Source organism: Saccharopolyspora sp. NPDC000359 (assembly GCF_040300525.1).
Lineage (GTDB): Bacteria > Actinomycetota > Actinomycetes > Mycobacteriales > Pseudonocardiaceae > Saccharopolyspora.
Genome location: NZ_JBEPDU010000022.1, coordinates 14,942 through 36,565 on the forward strand (window position 1 = coordinate 14,942; position 21,624 = coordinate 36,565).

Genomic DNA, 21,624 nt, shown 5'->3' on the forward strand with positions numbered 1-21,624 from the left:
GGCGTGCGCACTCCTCAGGGCCCCGAGTTCGTCAAGGGCCACGGCACCCAGAACGACTTCGTCATCCTGCCCGACCCGGACGGTGAGCTGGAGCTGACCGCCGATCGGGTTCGCGCGCTGTGCGACCGCCAACGCGGTCTGGGCGCCGACGGCGTGCTGCGGGTGATCCGAACCGGCGCCCTGCCGGACGCCCCGGCCGACGTCCCGGCGGACGTGTGGTTCATGGACTACCGCAACGCCGACGGTTCGATCGCCGAGATGTGCGGCAACGGGGTGCGGGTGTTCGCGCACTACCTGGTCGACGCTGGCCTGGCCACCGCAGGTGAGCTGCCGGTGGGCACCCGGGCGGGCGTGCGCCCGGTCCGGATCCGCGAGGACGGGCAGGTCACCGTCGACATGGGCATGGCGAAGATCTTCGGTGAGTCGACCACCAGCGCCTCCGGCCGCAGCTTCTCCGGCGTCGCCGTCGACGTCGGCAACCCGCACCTGGCCTGCGTGAGCGACGCCGAGCTGGCCGACCTCGACCTGACCACCCAGCCGCCGCACGACCCGGAGCTGTTCCCGAACGGCGTGAACGTCGAGTTCGTCCGGCCGCTGGACGGCGACCACGTGCAGATGCGGGTGCACGAGCGCGGGGTGGGCGAGACCCGCTCGTGCGGGACCGGGACGGTTGCGGCGGCGGCAGCAGCGCTGCACGCGGCCGGTGCGGAGACCGGGCGCCGTGTGGTGCACATCCCGGGCGGCACCGTCGAGGTGGAGGTCACCTCCTCGACCGCCACGCTCACCGGACCAGCCGTCCTGGTGGCGCGCGGCCACCTCGACCCGACCTGGTGGGCGACCGCGTAGGTCCTGCCCGGCACGCCGTGGACCTCGGGTTGCCCGGCACCCGTGCGGGTGCGGCCGTCAGGGGCCTTGCAGGGGAGCAAACGGGTCTCCGTCGGTCCGAGGCGTGAAAATGGGTCGCGGACCGTGGGACAATGGCCTTGATATGAAAAATTCCCTGACCTGGTCCGCCGAGCTCGACCACGACGTGGTCGAGGCCGACGGGTACGAATCCAATCCGCCTGCCGAGCCGTCCACGGGTGAGCTGGAGCTCGCCGAGCGCGCGTCGCTGCGGCGGATCGCCGGGCTGTCCACCGAGCTCGCGGACATCACCGAGGTCGAATACCGCCAGCTCCGCCTGGAGCGGGTGGTGCTGGTCGGCGTCTGGACCGACGGCGACGCCGAGCACGCCGACGCCTCGCTCGCCGAGCTGGGCCGGTTGGCCGAGACGGCCGGTTCGGAGGTGCTGGAGGGCCTCATCCAGCGCCGCGACCGCCCGGACCCCGGCACCTACATCGGATCCGGCAAGGTGCGCGAGCTGCGCGACATCGTCGTCGCGACCGGCGCCGACACCGTGATCTGCGACGGCGAGCTCTCACCAGGCCAGCTGCGCCAGCTGGAGGAGAAGCTGAAGGTCAAGGTGGTCGACCGGACCGCCCTGATCCTGGACATCTTCGCCCAGCACGCCCGCTCCAAGGAGGGCAAGGCGCAGGTCGAGCTGGCCCAGCTGCAGTACTTCCTGCCGCGCCTGCGCGGTTGGGGCGAGACGATGTCCCGGCAGGCCGGTGGTCGCGCCGGGGCCAACGGCGGTGTCGGCACCCGTGGTCCTGGTGAGACCAAGCTGGAGACCGACCGGCGGCGCATTCACAAGCGGATCAGCAAGCTCCGCAAGGAGCTGGCCGCGATGCGCACGGTGCGCGGCACCAAGCGCGGGCGCCGCGAGGCCAACGAGGTGGCGGGCGTGGCCATCGCCGGCTACACCAACGCGGGCAAGTCCAGCCTGCTCAACGCGCTGACCGGCGCTGGGGTGCTGGTGGAGGACGCGCTGTTCGCCACCCTGGACCCCACCACCCGGCGGTCCACCACCCCGGACGGGCGCGCCTACACGCTCACCGACACCGTCGGTTTCGTGCGCCACCTGCCGCACCAGCTGGTCGAGGCCTTCCGCTCGACGCTGGAGGAGGTCAGCGGGGCGGACCTGCTGGTGCACGTCGTGGACGGCTCCGAGGCTTCGCCGCACGAGCAGGTCGCTGCGGTGCGCGAGGTGCTCAACGAGATCGGCGACGAGCACGAGTCGGGGATGCCGCCGGAGCTGCTGGTGGTGAACAAGATCGACTCGGTGGACGAGACGCGCATCGCCGAGCTGCGCCGGTTGCTGCCGGACGCGATCTTCGTGTCCGCGCACAGCGGTGTCGGGGTGCCGGAGCTGCGGCAGGTCATCGCCGACCGGCTGCCCCGGCCGGACGTCTTCGTCGACGCGCTGGTGCCCTACACCCGCGGCGAGCTGGTCGCGCGCGTGCACGCCGATGGTGAGGTCGTCGACGAGGAGCACACCCCGGACGGCACCCGGCTCCGCGCCAAGGTCCGGCCGGACCTGGCCAGCGCGCTGGAGCCGTTCACCGGGAAGGGGTGAGCGCGGCCGGTGAGCCCCTCGCGTCCTGGTCGGTTGCTGTGGCGTGGCACCTGACGTGCGGCAGCGGTGGGGCTTCCGGGCCCGCGTGAGCAGCTGGCACCGCAGCGGGTCCACTGCCCGCTGCGCAGGCCTCGGTTTGGTCGCGGCAGCCCTGCTGATGGTGTCGGGGACCGCTGCGGCGTCGCCAGCTGGCGCGCAGCTGTCCGAACCGGCCGAGCAGTGCCGGGTCCAGGACGAGCGGTTGGACGAGCTCTCCGGCCTGGCCTCCGACGGCCGCTCCTGGTACGCCGTCAACGACGGCGGTCGGTCGCTGCGGGTGCACGTCCTCGACCCGGTGGACTGCTCGGTCCGCGACGTCCGCACGGCGTCGAACGACCCGTTCGACGTGGAAGACCTCGCACTGGGCCGGGACGGTTCGCTGTGGCTGGCCGACATCGGGGACAACCGCCGCCGCCGGGACACCATCGCCCTGCACGTCATGCCACCAGGCGGCGGTGTCGCGCTGTACCGGTTGTCCTACCCGGACGGCGCGCACGACGCGGAGGCGCTGCTGCTCGACCGGGCGGGTGTGCCCTTCATCGTCACCAAGGAACCGCTGGGGACGGCCGGTGTCTACCGCCCGGCCCAACCGCTGGACACCGAGCGGACCGTGCCGCTGGAACGGGTCGGTTCGGTGTCGCTGCGCGCCACCGACACCCCGGGCGGCCCGCTCTCCCGCGCGTTCAGCACCACCCTGGTCACCGGAGGTTCGGTCAACCACGACGGCACGGCCGTCGCGATCCGCACCTACACCGACGTCTACCTCTTCAGCGCACCGGATGGTGACGTGGCTGCCGCCCTCGGGAGGGAACCACTGCGCCTCGCGCTGCCCAATGAGCGGCAGGGCGAAGCCATCGCCTGGGAGCCCGACGGTTCCCTGCTGTCCGCGTCCGAGGGGAGCGAACCAGTTCGCCGCATCCCGGGCGTGGCGGAGCTCCTGACCGGCACCGCTACCGCACCGCCGGACGGCGACGCCCCGGACCCCCAGCCCGTCGGGCGGGCCGAGCCCACATCCGGGGGCAGCACGACGACCGGCCAGTCGCTGCTGGTCGCCGCGGTGCTGGCCGGGGTGATCGTCTTCCTCGCGGGCCGACTGCGCCGCAACCGCTGACCGGGAGCTCCCGGTACCAGCCGTTGCTCGGCGCCGCGGGAAGACCTGCCTGGTGCAGGCCTGCGTCAGAGTCGGCGCAGGACCGCGACCACCTTGCCGAGGATCGCCGCGTCGTCGCCCAGGATCGGCTCGTACGCGGCGTTGTGCGGCAGCAGCCAGACGTGCTCGTCGGTGCGCTTGAAGGTCTTCACCGTCGCTTCGCCGTCGATCATCGCGGCCACCACGTCGCCGTTCTCGGCGTCCGGCTGCTGGCGGACCGCCACCCAGTCCCCGTCGGTGATGGCGAGGTCCACCATCGAGTCACCGACGACCTTGAGCAGGAACAGCGTCCCGTCGCCGACGATCTCCTTCGGCAGCGGGAAGACGTCCTCGATCGACTCCTCGGCCAGAATCGGGCCACCGGCCGCGATGCGGCCCACCACCGGCACGTAGGCGGGCTTGGTCTGCCCGGCGCCCTCCACCTCCGGCTCGCCGCCGACCAGCACGCCGACCGTGCGCGGCCGGTGCGGGTCGCGGCGCAGGTAGCCCTTCCGCTCCAGCACGCGGAGCTGGTAGGCGACCGAGGAGGTCGAGGTGAGCCCGACGGCGTCACCGATCTCGCGGACGCTGGGCGGGTAGCCGTGCTCGCGCATCCACTTGCGGATCGCCTCCAGGACCCGGAGCTGCCGATCGCTGAGCTCCTCGGTTCCGCTGGCCTGTTCGGGCAGGGAGTGCACGTCGGCCTGGGAGTCCTCGACGTCGTGTACCCGGCCCTTGATCGAGCCGGTCGCATTGCTCGCCACCGCTGCCTCCTGTCCGTCTGTACTGCGGTGCTGATCGCGGGGGCCGTTCGGCCCACCCGCTTTCCACAGTAGACGCGCGAAACCCAGAGATCAAACACCTGTTCGAGTTAATTTCGGCCCCGGGTGTCGCGCCGTGGAGCACTCTTGGTACACAATCGCACGCAGGTTCGATCGAACACCTATTCGATCATGATCAGCGGTGCGGGAGGCGGCATGACCACGTTCATCGGTGCGGCGGGGCGGACGCGCCAGGTCGAGCGGCGGTCGGCCGCCCGGCGGGAGGCGGAGTCGGTCGAGGCCGCCAGTGCCCGGGACGGCGAGCGGCGGGCGCCGGACCAGGGCGTCCTGCGCGCGCCGCAGCCAGCCGCGGTTAGGCGCGAAGGGGCGCGCCGGAGCGGCGAGTGGCTTTGGCTGACCTCGGTGGCGATCTTCACCTTCCTCATTGTCATGCTGGTGGGGTTGTTCGGGTTCCGCGACGCGCCGACGACGAGTGGCACCGCCCTCGTCGAGGTACGAGTGGGTGACACTCTGCGGGGGATCGCCGAACGGGTGGCGCCGGACGACGACCCGCGGGCGGTGGTGGCCCGTATCGCGGAGCTCAACGGGCTCGGCTCGGCGACCGTCGAGGCCGGTCGGGTGCTGGTGGTCCCGGTGTCCGGATGACCCGCCCGGCGGTGCGGTGCGGCTCGCCCTCGCTCGGCGACCTGGGGTTTCCGCGCGCGCCGCGCGAGGGGGTGGGTGGCAACGCTCCGAAGGTCATCCCGAGTTTGCGTCCCGATACTGTGCGGTTTAGAGTCGACCACAACATCTAGTAGTTACGCCCGTGTATTTAGTCCACAGGTTGGGCTTGTAAGGTGTTCGCGCATCCACGGGGGGCAAGTGGTCGCCGACTGCCGCGAAGGTGGGCGGCGGCGATCTGGGGAAGGGGGTGAGTGCCGGTGCGGTGCCCATTCTGTCGCGGGGAGGACTCCCGGGTCGTCGACTCGCGCGAGGTCGAGGAAGGCCAGGCGATCCGGCGCAGGCGATCGTGCTCGACGTGCGGTCGGCGCTTCACGACCATCGAGGAGCTGGTGCTGTCGGTGGTCAAGCGCTCCGGTGTCACCGAACCCTTCAGCCGGGAGAAGGTGGTGCGCGGCGTGCGCCGCGCGTGCCAGGGCCGTCCGGTCGAGGAGGACGCGCTGCAGCAGCTCGCGCACCAGGTGGAGGAGACCGTCCGGTCGCTCGGGGTGGCCGAGCTGCCCAGCCACGAGGTCGGTCTGGCCATCCTCGGCCCGCTGCGCGAGCTGGACGAGGTCGCCTACCTGCGCTTCGCCAGCGTGTACCGGGCGTACTCCTCGGTGGAGGACTTCGAGAAGGAGATCACCGACCTGCGCGCTGCTCGCGCCGCCGCGCAGGCCGGTGTGGAGAGCGACCGTGAGTAAGTCTCGCCGGCGCGCGGTTCGCCGCGGGGCCGGGAACGCAGGACGTCAGCCGTCGCCCCAGCCAGGGGCGCGGCTGGAAGGACAGCCACGACCGAACCGGACGGGGAGCCCGGACGGGGCCGACCAAGCACGACGAGCGAGTGACAAGGAAGAGGGTCAGGTCATGACAGAGACCGTCGGTAGCCCGGCCGGCGCAGCGGGGGAGCCGGAAGCAGGTGCCCGCGAGGGCATCCGGGTGCAGCGCGTCTACACCACGGAGGGGGTGCACCCCTACGACGAGGTCAAGTGGGAGCGCCGCGACGTGGTGATGACCAACTGGCGGGACGGGTCGGTCAACTTCGAACAACGCGGTGTCGAGTTCCCCGACTTCTGGTCGCTCAACGCGGTCAACATCGTCACCAGCAAGTACTTCCGCGGTGCGGTGGGCACCGAGGAGCGGGAGAGCAGCCTCCGGCAGCTCATCGACCGGGTGGTCAAGACCTACGTCGCCGCCGGTGTCGAGCACGGCTACTTCGCCACCGACGCGGACGCGGAGATCTTCGAGCACGAGCTGACCTGGATGCTGCTGCACCAGGTGTTCAGCTTCAACTCGCCGGTGTGGTTCAACGTCGGCACCAACTCGCGCCAGCAGGTCTCGGCCTGCTTCATCCTGTCCGTCGACGACACCATGGAGTCGATCCTCGACTGGTACAAGGAAGAGGGCCTGATCTTCAAGGGCGGTTCCGGGGCCGGGCTGAACCTCTCCCGCATCCGCTCCTCGCGCGAGCTGCTGTCCTCGGGCGGCACCGCGTCCGGGCCGGTGTCGTTCATGCGCGGTGCGGACGCCTCCGCGGGCACCATCAAGTCCGGCGGTGCGACCCGCCGCGCGGCGAAGATGGTCGTGCTGGACGTCGACCACCCGGACATCGAGGAGTTCATCGGGACCAAGGCGCGCGAGGAGCACAAGATCCGCGCGCTGCGCGACGCCGGTTTCGACATGGACCTCGGCGGCGCCGACTCCAACTCGGTGCAGTACCAGAACGCGAACAACTCGGTGCGCGTCTCCGACGAGTTCATGCGCGCGGTGGAGAGCGACGGCAAGTTCGGGCTGCGCGCCCGCACCACCGGTGAGGTGCTGGACTCGGTCCAGGCCCGCGACCTGTTCCACAAGATGGCCAAGGCCGCCTGGGAGTGCGCCGACCCGGGCATCCAGTACGACGACACGATCAACGACTGGCACACCTCGCCGGAGACCGGTCGGATCACCGCGTCCAACCCGTGCTCGGAGTACATGCACCTGGACAACTCCAGCTGCAACCTGGCCTCGCTGAACCTGCTGAAGTTCCTGCGCGACGACCTGACCTTCGACGCGGAGCTGTTCGAGAAGACCGTCGAGTTCGTCATCACCGCGATGGACATCTCGATCTCCTTCGCGGACTTCCCGACCGAGTCGATCGGCGTCACCACCCGCAAGTTCCGCCAGCTGGGCATCGGCTACGCCAACCTGGGCGCGCTGCTGATGGCTACCGGGCACGCCTACGACTCCGACGGCGGCCGGGCGCTGGCGGCGGCGATCACCTCGCTGATGACCGGCACCGCCTACAAGCGGTCCGCGGAGCTGGCCGGTGTGGTCGGCCCGTACGAGGGCTACGCCCGCAACGCCGAGGCACACCAGCGCGTGATGCGCAAGCACGCGGCGGCCAACGACCTGGTCCGCACCTACCACCACAACGACGCCACCGTGCACAAGCTGGCGACCAAGGTGTGGCAGGACGGCCTGGAGATCGGTGCCCGCAACGGCTGGCGCAACGCCCAGGCGTCGGTGCTGGCCCCCACCGGGACCATCGGCCTGATGATGGACTGCGACACCACCGGCATCGAGCCGGACCTGGCGCTGGTCAAGTTCAAGAAGCTGGTCGGCGGCGGCTCCATGCAGATCGTCAACCAGACGGTGCCGCGGGCGCTGCAGGCGCTGGGTTACCAGGACGAGCAGATCGAGGCGGTCGTCGAGTACATCGCCGAGCACGGCCACGTGGTCGACGCGCCGGGCCTGCGCCCGGAGCACTACGAGGTCTTCGACTGCGCGATGGGCGAGCGCTCGATCGCCCCGATGGGCCACGTGCGGATGATGGCCGCGGTGCAGCCGTTCATCTCGGGTGCGATCTCCAAGACGGTCAACATGCCGGAGTCGGCGACCATCGAGGAGGTCGAGCAGCTCTACTTCGAGGGCTGGAAGCTGGGCCTGAAGGCGCTGGCGATCTACCGCGACAACTGCAAGGTGGGTCAGCCGCTGTCGGCGGGTAAGGGCGACAAGGCCGAGAAGGAGAAGGAGGTCGAGAAGCAGATCGAGTACCGCCCGGTCCGCAAGCGGCTTCCGAAGAAGCGGCCGAGCCAGACGGTTTCGTTCACCGTGGGCGGCGCCGAGGGCTACCTGCACGCCGGGTCCTACCCGGACGACGGGCTGGGCGAGATCTTCGTCAAGCTCGGCAAGCAGGGTTCGACCCTGGCGGGTGTCATGGACGCCTTCTCGATGTCGATCTCGGTGGGCCTGCAGTACGGCATCCCGCTGGAGTTCTACGTCTCGAAGTTCCAGAACCTGCGCTTCGAGCCGGCCGGGATGACCGACGACCCGGACGTCCGGATGGCCAGCAGCGTGCTCGACTACCTGTTCCGCCGCCTGGCGCTGGACTACCTGCCCTACGAGAAGCGCGCCCAGCTGGGCATCTTCACCGCCGATGAGCGGGAGGCGCAGGTCAACGGCACCGACGTGGTCCCGTCCGAGCAGCCGAGCGAGGTCCACCTGGACACCTTGCGCTCTACTGTGGACTACTCGAAGGAGGAGAAGTCCGAGGACGCGCCGCGCGCGGGCAGCTCGACCGAGCTGCTGGAGCTGCGCCTGGGCAAGGCGGCGGACGCCCCGCTGTGCATGACCTGCGGCACCAAGATGCGCCCGTCGGGCTCGTGCTACCTCTGCGAGGGCTGCGGCTCCACCTCCGGCTGCAGCTGAGCCGCAACGGCTGAGCGCAACGGGGGAGTGAGCACCTGAAGCAGGAAGGGGAGTCGGCCACCGGCCGGCTCCCCTTTCTGCTGTCGCCTGCTCGTCCTCCGTGGCGTGCGGTTCGGGACCGCTCGGAGCGGGGAGCCCCGATCAGGTCGTCGCAGCGGGCACCGGGGTGGCGGTGAAGCGTCGGCGGTACTCGGTGGGGGTGAGCCCCGTCCTCCGCCGCATCTGGGTGCGCAGGTTGGAGGCTGTGCCGAGTCCGCTCGCGTCGGCCACCCGGTCGAGGCGGAGCTCGCCGCGCTCGATCAGTCGACACGCCAGCGCCACGCGCTCCGCGGTGAGCCACGTAAGCGGTGTGGTGCCCAGCTCCGCCTGGAACCGGCGGTGCAGGGTGGCCGGGCTGACCGCCGCCTGTTCGGCCAGGTCGCCGACGGTGATCGGCTGGTCCAGGTTGCGCTGGGCCCAGGCCAGCACCGGGGCGAGCGAGGCATCGGGGACCGCGGCGACCGGTCGTTCGATGAACTGCTGCTGCCCGCCGTCGCGGTGGGCGGCGAAGACCAGGCGTCGGCTGACCGCGTTGGCGATCTCGGCGCCGTGGTCGCGGCGGATGAGGTGCAGCCCGAGGTCCAGCGCGGCGGCGCTTCCGGCGGCGGTCAGCACGTTGCCCTCGTCGATGTACAGCACGTCCGGTTCCAGCCGCACTGCCGGGTAGCGGGCGGTGAAGGTCTCGGCCCAACGCCAGTGCGTCGTGGCCCGGCGGCCGTCGAGCACTCCCGCCTCGGCCAGGGTGAACGCGCCGGTGCAGAAGCTCACCAGGCGAGCTCCTCGCCGAGCCGCCCGTCGGATCGTCCGAACCACTTCAGGGCTCGGCGCGACTTCTGGATCGGGCCGGTTGGGCACGATGACGGTGTCGGCTGACTCCGCGGCGTCCAGTGCGGCCACCCCGGACATGGTGAACATGCCGCGGTGCATCCGCACAGCGGGTTCGGCGGCGCACAGCACGAAGTCGTACCACGGTCGGCCGAGTTCCGGCCGACGCAGTCCGAACAGCTCGGTGGCGACACCGAGCTCGAACGGGTTCGAGCCGTCATCGACGATCAGGGCGACCCGGTGCGAGGATTCGTGCGACATCCGCTATTCCTAGCACTCCCGTCGGGTGGCGTCGCGCACGACGATGTCATCGTGAGCAACGAACCAATCGATTTGGCAGCCGCACTCCGCACGTTCGAGGACCTCTGGAGCCCGCGGGTCGTCACCCAGGTCAACGACTACGACGTCCGGATCGCCAAGGTGGCTGGCGAGTTCGTCTGGCACAGCCACGAGGACACCGACGAGTTCTTCCTCGTCCTCGACGGAGAACTGGGCATCGGGCTGCGCGACGCCGACGGCGAGCGCGTCGTCACCTTGCAGCCGGGTTCGGTCTTCGTCGTGCCGCGCGGGGTCGAGCACCGGCCCTTCTCCCAGGACGGTGCATCGATCCTGCTCTTCGAACCGACCGGAACATCGAACGTCGGCGACCAGCACGAGCAGGTGCCCGACCACATCACACCCACGACCGGGCACGCACTCGAACCGCGGAGCTGACCGGCGCACCGGGGAGCTGGCCGAAGGGCCCGCTCCCCGCCCACGTCGGTGTGCTGCGGGAGGCGCGACGTGGCGCGTCTCGCACCAGCGGGTGGTCAGCAGCACTCCCGCGCGCAGGGCTGGTTATCGTGTGGGCGGGCCGTGACTGGCGTTCAGGTGGAGCACCACCGGGGAGCGGCCCGGCCGGCCCTGCCGGTCCGGAGCCGCGCGTCTGGGTGATCAGTGACCACGACACCCGAGGAGCAACGCATGTCCGAGGCTCGCCTGATGAACGGCACCGAAGTGGCTCGCGGCATCATGGATCGCGCCGCCGAGCGGGCAGCGCAGTTCGAGGCGCGGACCGGGGCGAAGCCCTGCTTGGCGACCGTGCTGGTCGGCGAGGACCCGGCTTCGGTCACCTACGTGCGGATGAAGCGGAACCGGTGCGCGAAGTACGGCATCGAGTCCCGGCACGTGCCGCTGCCGGGCACGGTCACCACCGACGAACTGGTGGGGGCGATCACCGAGCTGTCGAACGACCCGTCGGTGCACGGCATCCTGCTGCAGCACCCCGTCCCGCACCACATCGACGAGCGCGCGGCGTTCGACGCCATCGCGGCGGCCAAGGACGTCGACGGTGTCACCTCGCAGTCCTTCGCCGCGATGGCGTTCGGGCTGGACGGCTTCGCGTCGTGCACCCCGGCGGGGATCATGCGCCTCCTCGACACCTACGAGGTGGACCCGCGCGGCAAGCACGCGGTGGTGATCGGGCGCAGCGCCATCCTGGGCAAGCCGATGAGCATGCTGCTGCTGGCGCGTGACGCCACGGTGACGGTGTGCCACTCGAGGACTGTGGACCTGCCTTCGATCGTGCGGACCGCGGACATCGTCGTCGCTGCGGTCGGCAAGCCGGAGTTCGTCCGGGGCGAGTGGCTCAAGCCCGGTGCGGTCGTGGTGGACGCCGGTTACAACGAGGGCAACGTCGGCGATGTCGCGTTCGACGAAGCGCGCACCCGCGCTGGCCTGCTCACCCCGGTTCCGGGCGGAGTCGGCCCCACGACCATCGCGGTCCTGCTGGAGCAAACCGTCAACGCGGCCTTCCGGCAGCTGCCGAGCGCCGCTTGAGGTGAGCACGCCCGGTCCTTCCGCGGACCGGGCCTCGGTCGGGGTGGAGGTCACCACGGCGACCCCCACCCCGACCGGTCAGTCCTGGCGGTCGGCGAGGAGCTTCTCCGTGCCGACGAGGCGCACGCAGGTGGCCAGCCCGGCGATGGCGTCTTCGAGCTCCGCCTGGTCCGGGAAGGTCGGGGCGATGCGGATCACGCTGTCGGTCGGGTCCTCACCGTAGGGGTGGGTCGCACCGGCCGGGGTGAGGACGATGCCCGCCTCCCTGGCCTTCGCGACGATCGCGCGGGCGCAGCCCTCGGGGGCCTGCAGGCTGATGAAGTAGCCACCGGCGGGCTTGGTCCACGAGGCGAGACCGGTGCCGCCCAGCTCGTCAGCCAGGATCTTGTCGACAGCGTCGAACTTGGGGCGGATCAGCGCCGCGTGCTGGCGCATGTGCTCGCGCAGGCCGTCGGCGTCGCGGAGGAAGCGGACGTGCCGCAGTTGGTTGATCTTGTCCGGGCCGATGCTGCGCTTGCCGGTGCAGCCCAGCCACCACTCGATGTTGGCGGGGGAGGAGCCGAAGAAGGCGACACCGCCACCGGCGAAGGTGATCTTCGAGGTGGAGCCGAAGACGAACGCCCGGTCCGCGTTGCCGTGCTCGGCGCACAGCGCGAGCAGGTCGGCGATCTCCGCGGGCTCGTCGGTGAGGTGGTGCACCGCGTAGGCGTTGTCCCAGAAGATGCGGAAGTCCGGGGCAGCGGTGGGCATGGCCGCCAGGCGGCGCACCGTCTCGTCGGAGTAGACGGTGCCGTCCGGGTTGCTGTACTTGGGCACGCACCAGATGCCCTTGATCTTCGGGTCGTCGGCGACCAGGGGCTCGACGACGTCCATGTCCGGGCCGTCGGCCGTCATCGGGACCGGGATCATCTTGATGCCGAACCGCTCGCACAGCGCGAAGTGCCGGTCGTAGCCGGGGACCGGGCACAGGAACGCGATCTCGGGCTCGTCCACCCAGCGGCGCTGGCCGCCCGGGAGGGTGCCGAGCTGCGCGAAGACCAGGGCGTCGTGCATCAGCTCGAGGCTGGAGTTCCCCGCGGCCAGCAGCTGCTCGACCGGGACCTGCAGCTCCTCGCTGAAGATCGCGCGCAGCTCGGGCAGGCCCTGCAGTCCGCCGTAGTTGCGCAGGTCGGTGCCGTCGGCGGCGGTCAGCGAGTCCGGAGCCGCAACCAGTCCGTTGGCGAGGTCGAGCTGGCGCGGCGACGGCTTACCCCGGGTGAGGTCCAGCTTCAGGCCGCGCGCGACCAGGGCCGCGTGCTCCTGGCTGGCGCGGTCGCGCTGGGCGGTCAGCTCTTCGATGGTCGATGCTGGAGCGTTCACCGGAGTCCCTTCGCCGTGAATCGTGGAACGGGCCACCCGCACAGCCTAATGACCTGCTCGCGGCACTCTGGACGGCACCGGGTGGCCTCCGGGTGCACCGGCTGGGGCGGGGGTGGGAATCCCTGTGCTGGCAGCCGATCCCGCGAGGAGTGTACGTGCCGTGTTCCTGGCCACATTGGATCAGATCGGTCCCACCTCGTGGACGCGAGCCAAGGCAGGTGTTGCGTGGTTCGTCGCGTGCGGAGGACCAGACCGAGCCATTCCAGGCGGAACGCCCACGGCGAACACCAGTCAGGTGCGGAGCGGACCGGCCAATCCGGACGAACGGATCGGGGGCCTAGCGGGCGCGAAGGCTTGCGTACCGGCGACCGGAGGCGGAGGAGCTGGACGCCCAGGGGATCGGACAGGGGCCGGCGTGCGCTGGATCGGGGCAGATGGTTCGGGACAGTTCCTCGCGAAGGGCGTCCAACCGTGGACGGCTGGTGACCAGGAGGACGCGGATCTCGTGGGCGCGCCGAGCCCCCGGGCAAGCACCAGGGTTCTCGAGTCGCCACTGCTGGGGCAGCTCGTCGTAGAACTCGGCGAGGGGCACCTCCTCGCCCGCTTGAGCTTGGTCCTGCTCCACGGCGGAAACCTCGTGCGGGACAGCGCTCCTGCGCAGGGTCGCGCCGCACTCCTCGACGAGTCTGGCGGCATCGGCCGGGGTCGCGTAGATGCCGATCCGGATCTCGGCGAGGTGTTCGTCCAGCATGGCGCGCTCCGCAGCGGGGTGTGTCGGCGGTGTGCCCACGGTAGTGCGAGGCCGGTTGTTGGCGCGCGCCATTTTTCCCGCAGTTCCGCGGAAGGCGGGTTGGGGCTTGTCGCCCGGCGCTTCAGGTGAGCGCGGAGGGCAGCCCGTCCCGGAATGTCGGGTACCGGGGAGCCCAGTCCAGCTCGCGCTTGGCCTTGCCGTTGTCGAGTCCGATCCTGGTGCCGACCAGCAGGGCGTGCAGGTAGGGGGTGGGGCGGAGCAGCCAACCCGGGATGCGTCGCGGCGCCGGTGCTCCCGCGGTCGCCGCGACCGCGTCGAGGAACTCGGCCATGTCGGCGGGTTGGTCGTCGACGATGTTGTACGCCTCTCCGGCGCGTCCGCGTTCAAGCGCAGCGACCGTGGCGGACGCTGCATCGGCGATGTGGATCGGGTGCAGGGTGGCGGCCGGGCGCGGCACCGGGAGCAGCCTCCTCCGTGCCAGGGCCAACATCTTGCGGGTGAACGGCTCGGGCCCGTAGAACAGGCCGTAGCGCAGTGCGGTGCCATCGAAGTCGGCCGACCCGAGCACTTGCTCCTCATTGGACCGGAGTGATCGCATGTGGTGGTCGAAGGCGCCGTGTCCCAGTTCGGCGTACGGGTGCTCCTCGGTCAGGAGCTGCTGGCCGTGGTCGCACCACCCGTAGCCGAGGAAGAACGACTGCGTGATGAACTTGCGCGCGCCGAGCTGTTTGGCGGCGCGCACCAGGTTCCGGGTACCGACATCGCGTAACGCGTCGGTCGGGTGGAGGTCGCGGTGGCGCGCAGGCGTTCGCGTGATGGCCGTGGCTTGGTGGACCACCGCATCCGCGGTGTGCCCCGCGAGTGCGGCGAGGAGTGCGTCGGCGGACATCACGTCGACGACCACGGGGGTGACTCCTGCCGTGCGGAGCCGCTGGGCACCGGTGGTGGTCCGGGTGAGGCCGACGACTTCGTGACCTGCCGCGAGCAGCTGGGGAACCAGGGCGGAGCTGATCGTCCCGGTGGCTCCGGCTAGCACGATTCTCATCGCTGCACCTCCTGCTCGTCGGCGTGACGGGTCGAGCGCACCCGGACCAGGAGGGCAACGGCTCCCAGCGCGGCGGCGCCGAACAGGATCCACGGATCGGACGGGTGGCCGCCGCCGGTGTCGACCGCGTGGTTCACCCCGTGCAGCGTGTTGACGACCACGAACCCGGTGAGCACGACGGTGAGCGCGTCGCGCTGGACCAGGGCGGTGAGCATCAGCAGCCCGATGCCGACCTGGAAGACCCCCGCGTCGTGCAGGAAGTGCTCGTGGTCCGGCCAGTTCGCCCACGCCGCGAAGCCGGTCGGGTCGAGGCGGCACCAGGCGCCGATCACCAGCATCATGACCGCTCCCGCGATGGTCGCGGTCGAGGTGAAGGCGGCCGGCGGGGTGTGCGCGCGTGTTGTCATCGGTCCTTCCCCTTCGATCTCGGTCACCGGGTGGACGAGCGAGGCGGTCGGGACGTGACAGGGGAGTATTGGATAGACCGTTTCAGAACCTGCTACGGTCGTCGCATGGCGCGACCGAGGCTGTTCGACGAGGACCGTGCGCTGGACGCCGCGATGCGGACCTTCTGGGCGAACGGTTACGAGGCGACGTCGACCCAGGACCTCTGCGAGGCGACCGGCCTCGGTCGCAGCAGCATCTACAACACCTTCAGCAGCAAGCACGACCTGTTCATGCGCGCGCTCGTCCGCTACATCGACGCCACGACGACGAGGCAGCTGGCCATCCTGGACGACGTCGAGCGCTCCGAGCTGGAGCGGATCCGCGTGCTGTTCGCGGTGATCGTCGAGTCCGAGGTGGAGAACCGGCGTGACGGGCGCAGCTTCGGCTGCCTCACGGTCAACTCCGTGGTCGAGCTCGCCGGGCGGGACCCGGAGGCTGCTCAGGTCCTGGACCGGGACGCAGCGCGTCGCCTGGACGCGCTGCGGTTGGTGGTCGAGGCCGGTCAGCGCAGCGGCACCATCACCTCCACGCGCGATGCGGGTGCGCTCGCCGGGTTCGTCAACGCGGTGATCGGCGGGATGCGGATCGCTGGCCAGGCGGGTGCTGACCAAGTCGTGCTGGAGTCCATCGCGGAAACCGCGCTCGATGCCCTGACCTGCTGAACCGGCTCGGGGCGGGAGCGAGCCGAGTGCTGCCCCAGTTCTGTACTGATCCATCTAAAACAAGGAGTGCCATGCCGCGCGCGGTCCACATCCTCGCCCTGGGCATCTTCGCCATGGTGACCAGTGAGTTCGTGGTGGCCGGGCTGATGCCCCAGATGGCCGCCGGACTCGGTGCCACCATCCCGCAGATCGGATACCTGATCACCGCGTTCGCCGCTGCGATGGCCCTCGGCGGACCGGTGCTGACTGTAGTGCTGATGAGGACCCCGCCGAGGACGGCACTGATGTGCCTGTTCGCGATCTTCCTCGGCGGCAACCTGCTGGCGGCCACGGCGACGGGCTACGGGGTGATGGTGGTGGCCCGCATCCTCACCGGGGTGGCCTCGCAGGCGTTCTTCGGGGTCGCGCTGGCCCTGTGCGCCCAGCTGACCCGCCCGCAAGTGCGTGGTCGGGCCATCGCCGTGGTGATGAACGGACTGATGCTGGGCACCCTGCTCGGCATGCCGCTGTCCACACTGGTCGGTGAGCGCTTCGGTTGGCGTGCCGCGTTCTGGGCGATCTCGGCACTGGCCGTCGTCGCGGCGCTGTGCACCCTGGTCGGCGTGCCCAAGCTCGACCGCGCTGCGGAGGAGGGGAACTTCCGGCGGGAGTTGGGTGTCTTCCGCTCGCCGAAGCTGTGGTGGGTGCTGCTCACCAGCACGCTCATCATCGGTGCCACGTTCTCGGCGTTCAGCTACTTCAACCCGATCCTCACCGAGGTGAGCGGTTTCCAGGCCACGACCGTGCCGCTGCTGCTCGTCGCCTACGGTGCCGCGACGGTCGTCGGCAACACCGTGGTCGGTCGGCTGGCCGACCGCAACCCGGTCGCGGTCATGCTCGTCGGCCTGGTGCTCAACGCTGCCTTCCTGACCGGGTTCGCGCTGCTGGCGCACCTAAGTGTCCCCGCAGTGGCGTTCATGCTGGGCATCGGCCTGGTCGGGGTGACGATGAACCCGGCGATGATCACCCGGGTGCACCGCACCGCCAATGCGCGGCCGCTGGTGAACACGGTGCACTCCTCGTTCATCACCTTCGGCGTCATGATCGGGTCGTGGGGCGGGGGAGTGGCCATCGAGCACTTCGGCCTGCGTTCCCCGCTGTGGCTGGGAGCTGGACTGGCGGTGCTCGGAGGTTTGACACTGCTCCCCGACCTCCGCCGCACGGCACCGAAAACCGCCCAGCCGGACGATCGGCAGAACGTCGAACCCGTGACGGCTTAGGAGTTCCGCGACGTGCTGAGGCCCCCGCCCCAGCACGTCGCGGTAATCTCCATGACGTGACAGCTCCTGCTCATGCTGCTGTGGTCGGTTAGCTCCGGACCTCGCCCCACCGGTCGACGCACCTGTGCTCGGCCGGTGAGCTGACGCGTCCACCACCACCTCCGTGCGGCTCAGGCTGTTCACGCCGAGCTGCACTCGACCGCATCAGCAGGAGCGGTTCATGCACCCCTCAGAAAACGACGCTGCGATCCTGCCCGGAATCGGCCTCCGCTGGCTCTCGGCGAACGGCGCGGAACCACCGGTCCGGGTCGTCGACGCCGATGACCGGATGTCCGCGAACCGGGCGCACCGCCTGGCGGCCAAGGGCACGGGCCTGTTGTGGCGGGGAGATTTCCACCAGGCCCGCCGACTGCTCAACGCCCTCGCCCGCCGCTTGCGACGGCCGCCGCAGCGCACCTCGTCGATGACCGAAGTGTTCCTCCACCACCGGCAAGAACAAGCCCGCAAGGCACGGGTGCTTGCGCACGTCCTGGTGCGGGTGGAGCCCGGCCACGTGCTCGCGCTACGCCGCGCACCGGATGTCAGCACTGCCTGCCGAGACGTCTACGGACCGGCCGACGCGCCGTACGCGGTGCCGCTGCGGGAGCTGCTGGGCGTGATCGGTGCCCAGGAGTGGCGAGGGAAGGGAGTTCCGGTACCGGCACTCGGTGCGCGCATCCACCCGCACTACGGAGTGTTCGCACCCACGCGGAGCGAGTACGTCGACCTGGTCGCGAGTGCTCCGCTGCCGCCGATCCGGGCCGCCTTCGACATCGGCACCGGAACCGGCGTGCTGGCGGCAGTTCTCGCCCGTCGAGGTGTGGCGAGCGTGGTGGCCGCCGACAACTCACCCCGGGCGATCCGGTGCGTTGCGGACAACGCACGACGCCTGGGGCTGGCCGAGCGGATCCACCCGCTGCAGACCGACCTCTTCCCGCCGGGACGTGCTCAGCTGGTCGTGTGCAACCCGCCGTGGATTCCCGCCCGCCCGCAGTCGTTGCTGGACCACGCGGTCTACGACCCGGAGAACCGGATGCTGCGGGGTTTCCTCGACGGGCTGGCCGCCCACCTGAACCCGGGCGGTGAAGGCTGGCTGATCCTCTCCGACCTGGCGGAACGGCTCGGACTGCGCACCCGAGCAGACCTGCTCAACGCCGTCGACCGAGCAGGACTCCGTGTCGTCTCCAGGACCAGCACCGGGGCTCGCCACCCGAAGGCCAGCGCCTCCCGAGACCCGCTCCACGCCGCGCGAGCAGCGGAGATCGTCTCCTTGTGGCGGTTGGCGCCGTCCGGCTGAGGACCGCGGGTGTCACGTTCCAGGTCGCGAGCCCGTCCCACCTGTGACAACAGAAAGGGAGGGCAGGTGCGGAATCCGATTTTGGTGACTGGTGGGACGGGCACGCTGGGCCGAGTCGTGGTGCAGCGGCTGCTCGATGCCGGGCGCGACGTGCGAGTGCTCAGCCGACGCCCCCGCTCAGCTGCTGCGGGGCACGAGTGGGCAACCGGGGACCTGCGCACGGGCGATGGCGTCGACGCGGCGACCTCAGGAGTCGACGCCATCGTGCACTGCGCGACGACGCTGAACAAGGAGGACGTGGCGGCCACCCAGCGGCTGGTCGACTCGGCCCGGCGCAGCGGCGACCCGCACCTGGTGTTCATCTCGATCGTCGGCATCGACCGGGTACCGCTCCCCTACTACCGGGCGAAGCTCGAGGTGGAGGAGCGGGTGGTGGGCTCGGAACTGCCCTGGACGATCCTGCGGACCACCCAGTTCCACGACCTGGTCGTCCGCATGATCACGGCGCAGCGCTGGTCGCCGGTGATCGGGGTCCCGGCGGGCGTGGACTACCAGCCGATCGACGTCCGGGAGGTCGCGGAGCGGCTGGTCGAACTCGCCGTCGGCGCTCCGGCGGGCCGCGTCCCGGACATGGGTGGGCCGGAGATCCGCAGCCACCGGGACCTCGCCCGCGCCTACCTGGCCGCGACCGGACGCCGTCGGATCGTGCTCCCGGTCCCGCTTCCGGGCGCGGTTGTCACGGCCTTCCGCCGCGGTGGTCACCTGGCCCCGGAGCAGGCGGTCGGCCGCGTGACCTTCGACGAATTCCTCGCCGAGCAGGGGCGGTGAACGTGCGCGCTCTGCGAGGGATCAGCCGTCGCCCCGTGGCCTGGGTCCGACACTGGCCACCGGTGCTTCGGGGTCAGCCGCGGGGCTTGGCCAGCAGGTGTGCGGCGACGGCGGTCGCACCGGTGACGGAGAAGACCGACGGCCACGCCCCGATCTTCTTGGCCAGCGGGTGCGAGCCGGTCAGCGCTGCCGCGTAGGTGGCACCGAGGGCGAGGGCCGGTGCCACCCCGGCCCGGCGGCGGCAGGCCTCCACCGCGGCGAGCCCGGCGCCCGCCGCGACCACCCCACCCCAGTGCCGGTGCTTGGTGGCGCGGGCGACCGCGAAGCCGCCGATCAATCCGGCCGAGGTCAGCAGGCTGGACGGGATGGACATGCGCGCTCCTTGCAGCTGGCTGCGGACTTGCTGACGCGACTCTACCGGGACGGGGGCGGCCCAGCCGTGGCGCAAACCCGCCCGGAAGGTGCCTCACCGGGCATTTCGCGCTAAGAAGTGTGCTGGTGTCCACATCCCTTCGGTGTTCCGGGAGAACCTGCATGCGACGCGTTCGGATGGGTTTGCTGGCGGCGTTGTGCGTCCTGCCGCTGAGTGGGGTGCCCGCAACGGCGCAACCACCGCGAGAACCGGTCTTCGAGGACGGTGAGGCGCAACCGGTGTTTGACCCGGCGCAAGCGGTGCGCGAAGAGCTGTTCGTGACCGCGCCGGTGGACAGCGACCACGACGGGCAGGACGACCGGGTGCACGTCCAGGTGGTGCGGCCGAAGGAGACCGACCAGGGCCTGCGGGTGCCGGTGGTCTACCAGGCCAGTCCGTACTTCTCCGGCGGCAACGACGTGCCCAACCACAACGTCGACACCGAGCTGCACGTGCCCGAGCAGCCGGGCCACCGGTCGTTGCGCACCGCGACGGAGGACCAGCGGTTGGCAGCCGACATCCAGTGGGCTTACGAGGAGTACCTGCTGGCGAGGGGATATGCCGTGGTGTACGCGGAGTCCCTGGGCACCGGCGGGTCCACCGGGTGCCCGACCACCGGGGCCGAGAACGAGACGATCGGTGCGAAGTCCGTCGTCGACTGGCTGAACTCGCGGGCTCCCGGCCACGACGTCGGCGGTGCGCCCGCGGTGGCCGACTGGGCGACCGGCAAGGTCGGAATGATGGGGGTGTCCTACAACGGCACGCTGCCCAACGCGGTGGCCAGCACCGGGGTCGACGGGCTGGAGGCCATCGTGCCGATCGGGGCGATCTCGAACTGGTACGACTACTACCGGAGTGACGGCGCCGTCGTGGCACCGGGCGGTTTCCAGGGTGAGGACGCCGACGTGCTCGCCAAGTACGTGCACACCCGGCCCGACCGGGAGCCGTGCCGCCAGCCGATCGACCAGTTGACCGCGGAGCAGGACCGGATCACCGGTGACTACAGCCCGTTCTGGGACGAGCGGAACTACCTCAACGACGTGGACAACGTCCGGGCCGCCGTGCTTTCCGTCCACGGCCTCAACGACTGGAACGTCAAGACCCGGCAGGCCGCCCAGTGGTACGAGGCGCTGCGGGAGCGCGACGTGCCGCACAAGATCTGGTGGCACCAGGCGGGGCACACCGACCCGATCCAGCTCCGCGAGGAGGAGTGGTTGCGGGAGCTGAACCGCTGGTTCACCCGCTACCTGTACCAGGTGCCCAACGGTGTCGAGGACGAGCCGCGGGCCACCGTGCAGCGCGAGGACGGCAGCTGGGTCCAGGAGCCGGAGTGGCCCGCTCCGCAGGCCAGGGAAGCGGTCCTGCGGCCCACGCCCGGTGGTTCCGAGCGGGGTGGGCTGACTGCGGAGCGGGTGCCCGGACGCGCAGTGGAGTCGCTGCGCGACGACGCGACCCGCACTGCTGAGGACCTCGCCGCGGCGCCGAGCTCGCCGAACCGGTTGGCCTACTTCAGCGAGCCGGTGACCGAGCAGGTCCGGGTCAGCGGAACGGTGCGCGCGGAGCTCGCCCTGGCTTTCGACCGCCCGGCGGCGAACGTGACCGCGCTGTTGGTGGACCAGGCACCCGACGGCTCGGTGTCGGTGGTGACCAGGGGCTGGACCGACCCGCAGAACCGGCACGCGATCGACCGGACGGCGCCGATCGAGCCGGGTAAGAGCTACCGGATCACCGTCGCGATGCAGCCGGACGACTACGTGTTCGCGCCTGGGCACCGGCTCGGCGTCGTCGTGCTGTCCAGCGATCACGACCACACGCTGCGCCCGAAGCCGGGGGCGGGGCTGTCGCTGGACCTGTCGCGCACCGCGATCACGCTGCCGGTGGTCGGGTCCGTCGGGTAGCCCCTGAGCACGTCAACGGGCAGCCGGGTTCCTTCCCCGGCTGCCCGTTTTTGATGTGCCTTCACGTTGGCGGGTGGGTTGCGGAGCGCATTCCCCGGTCAGGCGAGCTGGTTCACCCCTCCGACTGTCACACCACAGTGGACTTCAGCGG

The 21,624-nt window shown here is 70.6% G+C and carries 20 protein-coding genes and 1 riboswitch; of the genes, 13 read left to right on the forward strand and 7 right to left on the reverse strand.

The window, feature by feature from the left end:
- Nucleotides 1-3 precede the first annotated feature (3 nt).
- From dapF to ABT324_RS16090, 3 genes are all read left to right on the forward strand, one after another.
- On the forward strand, nt 4-846 hold the full coding sequence (gene dapF, locus ABT324_RS16080; protein ID WP_351177182.1) for a diaminopimelate epimerase: 843 nt from the start codon (nt 4-6) through the stop codon (nt 844-846).
- 142 nt (nt 847-988) lie between these two features.
- Complete coding sequence (hflX, locus tag ABT324_RS16085; protein ID WP_351177185.1) at nt 989-2,455, forward strand: GTPase HflX; 1,467 nt, start codon at nt 989-991, stop codon at nt 2,453-2,455.
- 43 nt (nt 2,456-2,498) lie between these two features.
- Entirely contained in the window at nt 2,499-3,605 is a 1,107-nt protein-coding gene (locus ABT324_RS16090) for a hypothetical protein (RefSeq protein WP_351177187.1), read from the forward strand.
- Between the two features lie 65 nt (nt 3,606-3,670).
- Here the strand turns inward: ABT324_RS16090 and lexA are convergent, their stop codons facing one another.
- Nucleotides 3,671-4,387 (reverse strand): transcriptional repressor LexA, encoded by a 717-nt coding sequence (lexA, locus tag ABT324_RS16095; protein WP_351177190.1) that lies wholly within the window; start codon nt 4,385-4,387, stop codon nt 3,671-3,673.
- Between the two features lie 213 nt (nt 4,388-4,600).
- On the opposite strand from lexA, the gene ABT324_RS16100 reads away from it, so the two are divergent.
- The 3 genes from ABT324_RS16100 (at nt 4,601) to ABT324_RS16110 (ending at nt 8,794) form a co-directional block, all read left to right on the forward strand.
- A complete protein-coding gene (locus tag ABT324_RS16100; RefSeq protein ID WP_351177193.1) occupies nt 4,601-5,050 on the forward strand; it encodes a LysM peptidoglycan-binding domain-containing protein in 450 nt (149 codons plus the stop codon).
- Nucleotides 5,051-5,325: 275 nt separating this feature from the next.
- Nucleotides 5,326-5,808, forward strand: coding sequence for a transcriptional regulator NrdR (gene nrdR, locus ABT324_RS16105; protein WP_351177196.1), 483 nt, complete (start codon nt 5,326-5,328; stop codon nt 5,806-5,808).
- Nucleotides 5,809-5,971: 163 nt separating this feature from the next.
- Nucleotides 5,972-8,794: a vitamin B12-dependent ribonucleotide reductase gene (locus tag ABT324_RS16110; RefSeq protein WP_351177199.1), complete on the forward strand. Its 2,823-nt coding sequence runs from the start codon at nt 5,972-5,974 to the stop codon at nt 8,792-8,794.
- Nucleotides 8,795-8,935: 141 nt separating this feature from the next.
- Here ABT324_RS16110 and ABT324_RS16115 read toward each other — a convergent pair whose 3' ends face one another.
- Nucleotides 8,936-9,919, reverse strand: a complete 984-nt coding sequence (locus ABT324_RS16115; RefSeq protein WP_351177202.1) for a GlxA family transcriptional regulator — start codon at nt 9,917-9,919, stop codon at nt 8,936-8,938.
- Between the two features lie 51 nt (nt 9,920-9,970).
- On the opposite strand from ABT324_RS16115, the gene ABT324_RS16120 reads away from it, so the two are divergent.
- Together ABT324_RS16120 and ABT324_RS16125 are read left to right on the forward strand one after the other, a co-directional pair.
- On the forward strand, nt 9,971-10,372 hold the full coding sequence (locus ABT324_RS16120; protein WP_351177205.1) for a cupin domain-containing protein: 402 nt from the start codon (nt 9,971-9,973) through the stop codon (nt 10,370-10,372).
- Between the two features lie 131 nt (nt 10,373-10,503).
- Nucleotides 10,504-10,596: riboswitch (ZMP/ZTP riboswitch) on the forward strand.
- A gap of 25 nt (nt 10,597-10,621) precedes the next feature.
- The gene (locus tag ABT324_RS16125; protein WP_351177208.1) at nt 10,622-11,476 is read left to right on the forward strand and encodes a bifunctional 5,10-methylenetetrahydrofolate dehydrogenase/5,10-methenyltetrahydrofolate cyclohydrolase; all 855 of its coding nucleotides are present in this window, start codon (nt 10,622-10,624) and stop codon (nt 11,474-11,476) included.
- 78 nt (nt 11,477-11,554) lie between these two features.
- Here ABT324_RS16125 and ABT324_RS16130 read toward each other — a convergent pair whose 3' ends face one another.
- The 4 genes from ABT324_RS16130 to ABT324_RS16145 all read right to left on the reverse strand — a co-directional run bounded on the left by ABT324_RS16130 (nt 11,555) and on the right by ABT324_RS16145 (nt 15,038).
- A complete protein-coding gene (locus ABT324_RS16130) occupies nt 11,555-12,835 on the reverse strand; it encodes an aspartate aminotransferase type Ic (protein WP_351177211.1) in 1,281 nt (426 codons plus the stop codon).
- A 337-nt stretch (nt 12,836-13,172) separates the two neighbouring features.
- Nucleotides 13,173-13,586, reverse strand: coding sequence for a hypothetical protein (locus tag ABT324_RS16135; RefSeq protein ID WP_351177213.1), 414 nt, complete (start codon nt 13,584-13,586; stop codon nt 13,173-13,175).
- Between the two features lie 121 nt (nt 13,587-13,707).
- Complete coding sequence (locus ABT324_RS16140) at nt 13,708-14,631, reverse strand: NAD-dependent epimerase/dehydratase family protein (RefSeq protein WP_351177216.1); 924 nt, start codon at nt 14,629-14,631, stop codon at nt 13,708-13,710.
- A complete protein-coding gene (locus ABT324_RS16145; RefSeq protein ID WP_351177219.1) occupies nt 14,628-15,038 on the reverse strand; it encodes a hypothetical protein in 411 nt (136 codons plus the stop codon). The genes ABT324_RS16140 and ABT324_RS16145 overlap by 4 nt, the downstream gene beginning before the upstream one ends.
- 105 nt (nt 15,039-15,143) lie before the next feature.
- Here ABT324_RS16145 and ABT324_RS16150 point away from each other — a divergent pair, with 105 nt between their 5' ends.
- The 4 genes from ABT324_RS16150 (at nt 15,144) to ABT324_RS16165 (ending at nt 19,163) form a co-directional block, all read left to right on the forward strand.
- Nucleotides 15,144-15,740, forward strand: a complete 597-nt coding sequence (locus ABT324_RS16150; protein ID WP_351177222.1) for a TetR/AcrR family transcriptional regulator — start codon at nt 15,144-15,146, stop codon at nt 15,738-15,740.
- A gap of 71 nt (nt 15,741-15,811) precedes the next feature.
- Nucleotides 15,812-16,999, forward strand: a complete 1,188-nt coding sequence (locus ABT324_RS16155) for an MFS transporter (RefSeq protein ID WP_351177225.1) — start codon at nt 15,812-15,814, stop codon at nt 16,997-16,999.
- Between the two features lie 220 nt (nt 17,000-17,219).
- A complete protein-coding gene (locus tag ABT324_RS16160) occupies nt 17,220-18,335 on the forward strand; it encodes a methyltransferase (protein WP_351177228.1) in 1,116 nt (371 codons plus the stop codon).
- A gap of 66 nt (nt 18,336-18,401) precedes the next feature.
- A complete protein-coding gene (locus ABT324_RS16165) occupies nt 18,402-19,163 on the forward strand; it encodes an SDR family oxidoreductase (protein ID WP_351177231.1) in 762 nt (253 codons plus the stop codon).
- A gap of 73 nt (nt 19,164-19,236) precedes the next feature.
- On the opposite strand, the gene ABT324_RS16170 is transcribed toward ABT324_RS16165, so the two are convergent.
- Complete coding sequence (locus ABT324_RS16170; protein ID WP_351177234.1) at nt 19,237-19,536, reverse strand: hypothetical protein; 300 nt, start codon at nt 19,534-19,536, stop codon at nt 19,237-19,239.
- 161 nt (nt 19,537-19,697) lie between these two features.
- Between ABT324_RS16170 and ABT324_RS16175 the strand changes: the two genes are divergently transcribed.
- Entirely contained in the window at nt 19,698-21,473 is a 1,776-nt protein-coding gene (locus ABT324_RS16175) for a Xaa-Pro dipeptidyl-peptidase (protein WP_351177237.1), read from the forward strand.
- Nucleotides 21,474-21,624: the final 151 nt, after the last annotated feature.